This is a genomic window from Dyadobacter sp. OTU695 (assembly GCF_038440355.1).
Taxonomy (GTDB): domain Bacteria; phylum Bacteroidota; class Bacteroidia; order Cytophagales; family Spirosomataceae; genus Dyadobacter.
Genome location: NZ_JASATN010000045.1, coordinates 1 through 9,672 on the forward strand (window position 1 = coordinate 1; position 9,672 = coordinate 9,672).

The window sequence follows — 9,672 nt, forward strand, 5'->3', positions numbered from 1 at the left end:
TAGTCGAAGGCGGGCTTATCGAAGGCCTTTCGCCTCTCACTTCAACGCAAACGCCCCCAACATCTTCTCCGCAGTCGCCCTAAACATCACCTTGATCTGCTGCTCCGAGATTTCCTTATATTTCTGAATATCAATAGGCTGCCCGGCCAGGTTCTGGACCATCACATTCAAATTTTCGCTGAATTTATCTTCGGGACCTTCCAGCGGCGAAAAGAAAAACACCTTCGAGTTCATGGTACCGGACGTATCGACGCGCCATGCCGATGGATAGGAAATTTTGAAATCTTCTTTGGAAAACACTTTTAAATCGCCCTGAGGCAAGGACTGACCGCTCACCGAAAAAACGATCATGCAGAAAACAAGAGGCAGAAAAATCTTCATAAAGCGACACCGATTTTTCCGCATAATACCATTAAATATTCATTTGCCGATGTGCCGTGACCGTGATTTCCGCATCATCGCTTCCGAACCGGCACAGGTTCAGCCTCCTCTTCCGGGTTCAACGTAATCTCCAATTTATTCCCAAAACACCGCACCGTCACTTCGTCGCCGCATTCAAAACCTGCCTCGTGCAGCCATTTGCCGCAGAGCCTGATCTCGGGCATGACCGCGTACTTGTACCATGCGCGCGGAACGTATTTTCGGTAGACGGTTAGCTGCCGCTCGACAGGGTTGGAAGATTTTTTTTCGTGTGTCATAGCTTCAATTTTTAGTTCAATACTATGATATATTGTACTAATTACAAAGTAAATCAACATAAAACTTTGATTTATTTACAAAATGAATGGTTTTATCTTTGCGGGAATTTTATATTTTATTTACACGAAATGACCATAAATGAGCATCTCGTGGCAAAATTGCGCTTAAATCGAATCAAATTGGTGCTAGTTGAAAAAGAAAGATCTGGCAAAGACTTAGCCCGGCATTTAGGAAAAACTGAAACTACTGTCTCGCGCTGGTCTAAGAATGAGGTACAACCAACTTTGGAGACACTTTATGAGATTTCGGTGTATTTGAAGGTGGATATTAGGGAGTTGTTGGTGAGTACCAAAGAATAGACACCGATACTACATTTCATTCTAAACCTACCGTTCGATCATTGACAACGAACAAGTTAGTAAGTATTTTAAGAAATTAACTTTCAATAGCAAAACCCGCAACCAGCTATTGAATGCCAAAAATCACAGGCGAAAACTATCAGGTCAAAACTGTCCACGCCACCGAATGGCTTGATGTTCTTTCAACGGGAACCACCGAGCCTATGCTGATTTGGGCGCAAGATTTCGAAAACGGAGATCGTGACAGTTACGTGGTAAAGCCATTCGGCCATCCGAGAATCTATCAGCAAGCTGTGATGAAGGAATGCCTGGGCGCTTGGATTGCCCTGGAACTGGGATTGAATACATTTGAACCGGTTTGCATTGAAGTAAGTGCGGATTTTGCCGATACACTTCGCGGAACCACACACTTTCAGCGGTTTATCGAAAGCATTGGCCTAAACTTTGGAACCAAATATATTCCGGGGACGATTCCAGTCGTCGGCCCGACCTGCCTTTCAAGAATTCAGGTTTCGCAGGCAGAACAAGTAACGTCATTTGATCTATTTATTTCAAATGCGGATCGACGTGAAGAAAAACCGAATCTCTTAACCGTGCAATCTGATCTGTTCGTTTTTGATCACGAGCTGGCATTTGACTTTATGCTGATGCTGTCCTTCAATCGTAATCCAAGACCTTGGGAGCTCGGTGAAATGGAGCTTACAATGCTCAGAAAGCACTTTCTTTATCCAAAACTGAGAGGAACACAGGTTCAAATTCACGACTTTATTGAACGGTTCACTCGGCTTGACGACAATTTCTGGACAAAAGCGTCAAACTTGCTCCCACCGGCCTGGATTTCAGACGACCTGACAACAATCAAAAACCACCTTGCGTCGATCGTCGAGAATAGAACTATCTTTGCGCAACAACTGGAACAGGCAATTTTGGTATGAAAAAATATCAATATCAGATCATCCGATATCTTCACGACCGCGCTACCGGCGAGTTTATCAACGTTGGTGTGATTGTGTACTCCGCTGAATACCAATACCTAAACTGCAAGATCATCAGTAAGTACGGAAGGATTACCTCATTCTTTCCGGGTGCGGACGGGAGAGCAATTTTAAAAGCCCTCCGCTATTTTGAAAAAGAAATCATAAGAGCAAAACAGCTATTCTCGGAACTCCTTCCTGTCCCTGAGGACTTAGCAGAACTCACACGAAAAATCCTCCCGGACGACGACAGTTCATTGACTTTGACCGAGGTAAAAAAAGGTATCGACCTGGACTTCAATAAGTCGCTGACTGACCTATATCGCCTGCTCGTAACCAAATGGCAAAATGAAACCGACGAATCCACGACCAGCGACGCCGACGTCTGGAAGAAAAAGTATAAAAAGTATTTTGACGAATACGGGATTACGGCTAAGCTGACTGAACACGAAGTCGAAACTAAATACGACAGCTTCCAGTTTGACAAAGCTTGGAAAAACGAGATTTGGCATTGTTACCTGCCCGTGTCATTCGACTTGCAGAATGTGGAAAATATTAGGAGTAAGGTTTATAAATGGGCCGGTAAGCTTGCGGAATTGGCAACAGCGAGTGAAAATATTGACGTTACGCTACTGACTTCCGTTCCGAGAAAGCACTTAGAATTGAGCAGCTTTATTCAGGAGAAACTGACTTTGAAGTCGGCTGAGATTACCGTGACGTTGGTATCTGAGGCGGATGCTGAGCGGTTTGCGAGGGGGTTGGTTAGGGAGATGGATGAGCATGATGTGTAAATTGAATTATTTATCATACATGAAGAGGCTTTATGAGATTTCGGTGTATTTGAAGATGGATATTAGAGAGTTGTTGGTTTCTACAAAAGAGTAGACACCAGCGCTAACTGCCTTAACAATATTAAAATACCTTCCTCAAACTTCATGGCAGACAAGGCATATATCACACCTATCGTTTTTAAATGGGCCCGCGAATCCGCGAAAATGACAGCGGAAACAGCAGCATTGAAGGTCAATGTTCCGGCAGAAAGATTGTTGGAATGGGAGGCAGGAGCAAGTCAACCAACGATCAAACAGGCCCAAATTTTGGCAAAAGCTTACAAAAGGCCATTCGCATTATTCTTTCTCCCCGACATTCCACGGGACTTTCAACCATTGCAAGACTTCCGCCGAAGCGATTCGAAATCACTAAGCACTGGTTCCGTTTTTATGATCCGCGAAATTCAGCAGAAACAAGCCTGGATCAGCGAGACCAACAGAGCAAACAGCGAAGCAAAATTTCCTTTTGTCGGTCGCTTTACCATCAAAGATAATCCTGCGGACGTCGCGCAAGACATTCTGAACACGCTTTCCATTTCTCCGGGCAAATACGTCACTGGAAATCCGATAAAGGAATGGATCGACAAAGCAGAAGCGAAAGGAATTTTCATTTCGAGAACCAGCTTTATAAACTCGCATCTGACCTTAGATAGTGATGAACTGCAAGGATTTGCCATCGCCGATCCTCATGCGCCTTTTGTTTTCATCAATTCCGAAGATTGGGCCGCGCCTCAGCTATTTACGCTTGTTCACGAGCTCGCACACATCTGGATCGCGGCTACGGGAATCTCCGCCGATGTTGAACCAGGTTTCCAAAAGGCCGACCGCTTGCATCCGGTTGAATTGTTCTGTAATGAAGTAGCAGCGAATGCATTGATTCCTAGCCGATTGATAACAAATCTAGGCAGCCACATCTTTCAATCTGCATCGCAAGTTTTCAGTGTCGCAAAAACATTCGGTGTAAGTTCATTTGCATTACTCGTTCGCGCATTGAATTTGAACCTGATCTCGCTTGATCAATACAAGACTTTGAAAATGGTGGCAGATGCAGAGTTCAGGGCATTTCTCCTCAAACAAGAAGAGAAAAAGGCCAAACAAAAAGAGAGCGCTAGCGGACCAAGCTACTACTTATTACAAATTCAGAAAAACAGTCGATTATTTACTCAAACCGTTCTGGACGCTTTTCGTGGCGGCAGCCTTGAACCAACTCAGGCAAGTTCGCTACTCAACGTGAAAATCAATCACTTTCACAACTTAGAAGCCCAGTTATATAAATGAGTAATGCAACTAAAAATACTGCCTGGACGCCAATGTGTTAATCCAGGCCTGGAACTTCTATTATTCACCGAAATTCTGCCCGAGTTATTGGGATGTGTTGAATGAATTGGGCGGCGCTGGAAAAATCTTCGTACCTCATGCAGTCTATGAAGAAATTACTCTGACCGACGACGACCTATGCAAATGGCTCAAACAAAGCCGCATTGAAATCAAGGATGTGGATGAGAAGGTGATCCAATGCCTCCAAGCCATTTGGGCAGCAAATCCTATTCATATTACGCTTGTTGACAATGTAAAAGGAAGATCACTGGCCGATCCGTGGGTGATTGCGCACGCGATGCGTGAAGGCGCGACGGTGGTCACGAAGGAAGAGAAGGTTACCGCTTTGAATGCTAGTCGGATTAAGATTCCTAATGTTTGCGAGAATATGGGGGTTCAGTGGATGAATGATTTTGGGATGATTTCAAATCTCGGAATTATGTTCAAGTGTGAGGGATAGTGTAAACTAACAAAAAATAACCTTTAATTAGAAAACCAAATGGAACAGGGATTTTTTGCGTATAGCTCACAACCAAGTTCATCGGGTGAAGCGATTGAAGAAGCCGTCAGAGAAATAAACAAAGGCAACTTAGCAACAATTACTACCTGGCGTGGTTTAAGAATCAGTGGGAGAATTATTATCAAGGAAATTCTCGACCAAATAGACAAATCTGACTTCTTTTGTGCCGATCTAACAGGCATGAATGATAATGTCCTATTTGAAATTGGGTATGCAATAGGTAGAGCAAAACCAATATGGCTAGTTTTTGATACCTCTTATGCTTATAGCCAACATAGGTTCAAGGAATTTCAGCTATTAAGTACAGTGGGATATTCAAAATACACCAACACTCAAAATCTTGTTCAGTCGTTTTATCAGCAAGAAATTGGCGCACAGGGACAGTCGATCATATCTCAAACTTTGTCACAGTTGGAAGGACAAATCGTGAGCAAGCCTTTTCTATACTTAAAAAGCCAAGTAGCCACAAATTACAGTCAAGAAATTATTAATCAAGCTGATTTCAATAATTTAAAACCAATTATTGACGATGCTGGGGAAAATAAGATTGAATCTCTCGAGTGGTATATAGAAAATATTTTAAAGGCACCTGCGCTTTTGGCTGAATTCTCAACACTCGCCAGAGTTGGCTTTGAGCTTCAAAATTCAAAATGCGCTTTTTTGTCGGGCCTGGCTATTGGATTGGACAAAAAAGTGCTCATGGTTGCTGAAAGGCCTTATGAAGAAGCTCCAATTGACTATCGAGATCTATTGAAAAAATATAGTACTCGTGAGCAATGCGCACAAATTATAAAACCATTTTTTGAAGACCTAAAAAAAATAATTTCCGAGTTATTCTCCAATAGAAGAGAGCTTATTCATGGAAGAAAACTTCAATCCAATCTGCAAAAAATTAATTTTGGCGAATTTACTGCGGAACATGAATCTGATAAAATATATGAATATTATGTAGAAACGTCTCACATAGAAACTCTTGTGAGAAATGAGTATAGTATAATAGTTGGTCGAAAAGGATCGGGAAAGACCGCTGCATTATATTATTTGGATCAACTACTCAGCAACGACAAAAGGAATTTCGTTTGCGTAATTAAACCGGTGAACTTTGAAGTAGAAGGAGTTATTCGTCTGCTAGAAATGCTTAGCGAAGATTTCGAACAAGGCTTCGTAATAGAAGCGGTATGGAAGTTTCTAATTTATACTGAGGTTGCAAAAACTATCTACGATAAGCTTAAAAATAAGCCGCTATATTCTCTAACTGAGCAAGAAATAGCTTTTAACAGCTATATAAAATTGCATGAAAATATTTTCGCCACAGACTTCTCAACACGTCTCGAAGAGCAAATCGAAGAGATATTAAGAAATCGAGTTTCTATTGGACCGAAGCAATCTGAATTTCGAATCAGAATATCAGAATATTTACACAATAATATAATTTTACAAATTAGAGAACACCTAGCTAATATTATCGGGAAAAATGAAAAAATAATTGTTCTAATCGATAATCTTGACAAATCATGGAAAAAAAGTGGAGATTTGAAGGTAATTAGTAAATATATTCTGGGGCTCCTAGGCGCAACAGGGCGTATTGCGAAGGATTTGGCAGTTATAAAAAGTAAACAGCGAAATTTAACTTTTAACTTAATATTATTTCTGAGAAGTGACATTTTCAAATACATAATGGCAGAATCTCGCGAACCCGATAAAATTGAATTTTCCAAAATAAAGTGGGAAGACCCCGAGTTATTCTTCCGGATCATTGAAGAAAGATTTGTTCAATTGAGTACAACAAGCGTCCAATATGATGACCTGTGGAATAACTACGTCGCGCAGGACGTTGATCAAATGCCTACTCGTGACTATATTATTGAGAGAGTATTCCCACGCCCACGAGACATTATATATTTCTTCCGAAGAGCAAAAGAGGTAGCTGTGTCTAGGGGTCATGCTATCATCAAAGCAGAGGATATCAGACAAGCCTATTCTGACTACTCGTCCTGGGTATTTCAATCCATCATTGTCGAAAACGGAGTAACAGTTCATCAAATGAGCGATTTCATGTATCATCTTGCTGGCGGTAATAATATTATTAGCAAACAGGAAATAGGACTTATAATGGATGCCGTCAGCATAAATCGCGAAAGTGATTTACTCGAAAATTTCATTGATCATTTAGTTAGCTTGTCCATTCTTGGTCGTGAAACAAGAGAGAACATTTTTCGTTTTGAATACGACATGGATAACAGTGAAAAGGTTAAGATACTAGCTAACAAGTTGGGCTCTAATAGATTGATGATCCACCGAGCTCTTTATCCACATCTTGAGATTGAAGAATCATGACCTACAAGGCTTTTTTTTATAGCACAAACTAGATGCGACTTACCATCAGTTCGCAAAGCAAGAGTCGTTGATTCCTGCATTTTATACCTAAGCTGACAAGACAGGAAACGATCGATAATTTTGTGACGGAATGAAAAGAATCTTACTTGTGTTAATTAAGAAGTTTTGCTAAGTAAAATTTCAGGGTGATTGACTATCACAGCGCCAATAACAAAAACACTTGTCAGACTGTAAAGCCCTCCATCACCTCCCCACCTCCACAGCCCGCTCAACCTCCCGCACAAACCCCTCCAAAACCCCACTAACCCGCAAAATCCCCTCCTCAGCCTCCTTCCAGTTCTTCTGCTCGATCGCCTCCCTAATCATCGGCAAAGTCTTCACCCCATACCCAGTATAAAACCCCGGAGCGTAAATCTGATGCCGATACCAAGGCCGGCGAGGCAACCCATCAGCATGGATCAGCTTCCTTTCGGTTTTATACAAAATCTCATTCAACTCCTTCAACTTATCCGCAGGAAGCAAAGCGAGTTTTGCAGAAGCCGAGGCGTAGGCTTTGGCGCTTTGTTCCAATGCCACCAATGCATTATCCAACGGCGCGAAGTTGAGGTACGGGGCTACCGACATCGGGGTTGGCTTCACGAAGGGTTCTTTCGGGTCGGCGGCGGCTTCGAAGCGGCCTTCGGCGAGGGTTTTGTTGTGGTCTTCGGCCTTCGCGCGAGCGGCTTCTAGCTCCTTTTTTACCTCGGAAGCATAAACCTGCACCGTGTTGGCGAAGTTGCTGAAATCGAATGGCGGCACATCCGCATTGGCGAAACGGAGTACGGAGCGGCCCATGGTTTTGGCGAGCGCTACGCCATACACGAATTCACCGTCTTTGAAGCGGGTGTAATGGTCGTACGAATCGAAAATGGAATGGTAATCGCCGCCGGCATCTTCGCCGCCATAACCGATGTTGAGCGAGGCGATGCCGAGGTGCTGGATAAACGGCGTATAGTCGGAACCGGAACCGAGTGCGCCAATGCGAAGGTCGGCGCGGGTGCGGGCCTCCTGTTTGGCGGTCGGACTGCCGTTCAGGATCGTGCGCGAGCGCAGGCGGTCGATCACACTCGTGCCTTTCTCGGGATCGGTGACGTCGCGGCCCACCTGGTTCACAAATTTTTCGAGCGTATGCGACCCGCCTGCGCCCAGGTATCCGCGGCCATTACCATCGGAATTGAGGTAAACAACCGCTTTTTCCTTTAAAATAGACTGGTATTTTTCCACCCATTCCGTCGAGCCCAGCAAGCCCGGCTCCTCGCCGTCCCACCAGCAATAAACGATGGTACGCTTTGGTTTCCAGCCCGCTTTGACCAGCTCACCCAATGCGCGCGCCTCTTCGAGCTCTGCCACGGCCCCGCTCACGGGATCGGCCGCGCCAAACACCCAGGCGTCGTGGTGGTTACCGCGGATCACCCATTGATCGGGAAACTCGCTGCCTTTCAGCGTCGCGATCACATTGTAGCAGGGCACGATATCGAAATAGAATTCCAGTTTCAAATGCACCTTCGCCGGCCCCGGGCCGACGTGGTAGGTGATCGGCAACGCGCCCCGCCACGTCGCAGGCGCGACTTGCCCGCCCAATGCTTTGAGCAACGGCAATGCATCGCCATACGAAATCGGCAGCACGGGGATCTTCATCATCGCCGGCGCTTCTTCCACCGACAGCCGCTTATGCTCAGCGTCGGCCACAAAACCGTTCGTCAGCGGATCACCCGGCGCCAGCGGCAAATCCACCACCGACCCACGCTGCACGCCCGACTCATTTTTAAATGCCCCTTTGGGATATACGTCGCCCTGGAAATAGCCATCTTCCTTCGGATCGGAATAAATAATGCAGCCAATCGCGCCATGCTCGTAAGCCACTTTGGGTTTGATACCACGCCACGACCCGCCATATTTGGCGATCACGATCTTGCCCTTCACATCCACGCCGAGCCTGGCGAGCTCCTCATAATCATCGGGCACGCCATAATTCACAAACACGAGCTCGGCCGTCACATCACCATTGGCCGAAAAGGCATGGTAAGGCGGCAACACGTCCTTCGTCTGCGCGGAAGTACCGTCTTCTTTTAATGGTTTTTCGGTTAATGCGGCTTTGAATTTGGTCGGTTCGGTGAGTTCGAGAATCCGCACTTTGGGCGTCGGGAAAAGCACATGCACCGTATCGAGCCGCGCGTCAAAACCCCAGGAAGCGAGCTTATCGCGCAGGAAAAGGGCATTATTGAGGCCATATGCCGAACCGAGCTGATGCGGATAGGCTGTCATCCGCTTCATCCAGTCGCGGAGGTTATTGGCTTGGAGGTGCTTATCGAAAGTTGCTTCGAGGTCCAATTCCTTCTTCGCAGCGGCGTCACCGAAGCCCAGGAGTTGCTGGGCTTGCAAGGGTGCTGCGGCGAGGGCCGAGAATAATATGGGAAGGAATGTCTTTTTGAAAAGGTGTCGCATAGGAACGGAGTGAAAAGGTTTTTGATGATGCTTAAATATAGTAAACGATGAGGAACAATACCGGAAATTAGCGGATAATGTGCCACTAGTATGTTTAAGCATACGTGAGGAATGGCAGTCTGAGCGCACGGGGCCACCCGTGCGGTCGAAGA

Annotated in this window: 9 protein-coding genes; 6 read left to right on the forward strand and 3 right to left on the reverse strand. The window is 45.0% G+C overall.

The window, feature by feature from the left end; all coding sequences use genetic code 11:
• Positions 1 to 36: 36 nt before the first annotated feature.
• Positions 37 to 381: a hypothetical protein gene (locus tag AAHB90_RS32180; protein WP_342089441.1), complete on the reverse strand. Its 345-nt coding sequence runs from the start codon at positions 379 to 381 to the stop codon at positions 37 to 39.
• A gap of 74 nt (positions 382 to 455) precedes the next feature.
• Complete coding sequence (locus AAHB90_RS32185; RefSeq protein ID WP_342089442.1) at positions 456 to 698, reverse strand: SymE family type I addiction module toxin; 243 nt, start codon at positions 696 to 698, stop codon at positions 456 to 458.
• Between the two features lie 129 nt (positions 699 to 827).
• Between AAHB90_RS32185 and AAHB90_RS32190 the strand changes: the two genes are divergently transcribed.
• The 6 genes from AAHB90_RS32190 to AAHB90_RS32215 all read left to right on the forward strand — a co-directional run bounded on the left by AAHB90_RS32190 (position 828) and on the right by AAHB90_RS32215 (position 7,036).
• A complete protein-coding gene (locus AAHB90_RS32190) occupies positions 828 to 1,058 on the forward strand; it encodes a helix-turn-helix transcriptional regulator (RefSeq protein WP_342089448.1) in 231 nt (76 codons plus the stop codon).
• 113 nt (positions 1,059 to 1,171) lie between these two features.
• Positions 1,172 to 1,993, forward strand: coding sequence for a HipA family kinase (locus AAHB90_RS32195; RefSeq protein ID WP_342089443.1), 822 nt, complete (start codon positions 1,172 to 1,174; stop codon positions 1,991 to 1,993).
• Positions 1,990 to 2,823: a DUF3037 domain-containing protein gene (locus AAHB90_RS32200; RefSeq protein ID WP_342089444.1), complete on the forward strand. Its 834-nt coding sequence runs from the start codon at positions 1,990 to 1,992 to the stop codon at positions 2,821 to 2,823. The genes AAHB90_RS32195 and AAHB90_RS32200 overlap by 4 nt, the downstream gene beginning before the upstream one ends.
• 144 nt (positions 2,824 to 2,967) lie before the next feature.
• The gene (locus AAHB90_RS32205; RefSeq protein ID WP_342089445.1) at positions 2,968 to 4,140 is read left to right on the forward strand and encodes an XRE family transcriptional regulator; all 1,173 of its coding nucleotides are present in this window, start codon (positions 2,968 to 2,970) and stop codon (positions 4,138 to 4,140) included.
• Positions 4,141 to 4,162: 22 nt separating this feature from the next.
• On the forward strand, positions 4,163 to 4,639 hold the full coding sequence (locus tag AAHB90_RS32210) for a DUF4411 family protein (RefSeq protein WP_342089449.1): 477 nt from the start codon (positions 4,163 to 4,165) through the stop codon (positions 4,637 to 4,639).
• A gap of 39 nt (positions 4,640 to 4,678) precedes the next feature.
• A complete protein-coding gene (locus AAHB90_RS32215) occupies positions 4,679 to 7,036 on the forward strand; it encodes a P-loop ATPase, Sll1717 family (RefSeq protein ID WP_342089446.1) in 2,358 nt (785 codons plus the stop codon).
• Between the two features lie 243 nt (positions 7,037 to 7,279).
• On the opposite strand, the gene AAHB90_RS32220 is transcribed toward AAHB90_RS32215, so the two are convergent.
• On the reverse strand, positions 7,280 to 9,520 hold the full coding sequence (locus AAHB90_RS32220) for a M28 family metallopeptidase (protein ID WP_342089447.1): 2,241 nt from the start codon (positions 9,518 to 9,520) through the stop codon (positions 7,280 to 7,282).
• Positions 9,521 to 9,672 lie beyond the last annotated feature (152 nt).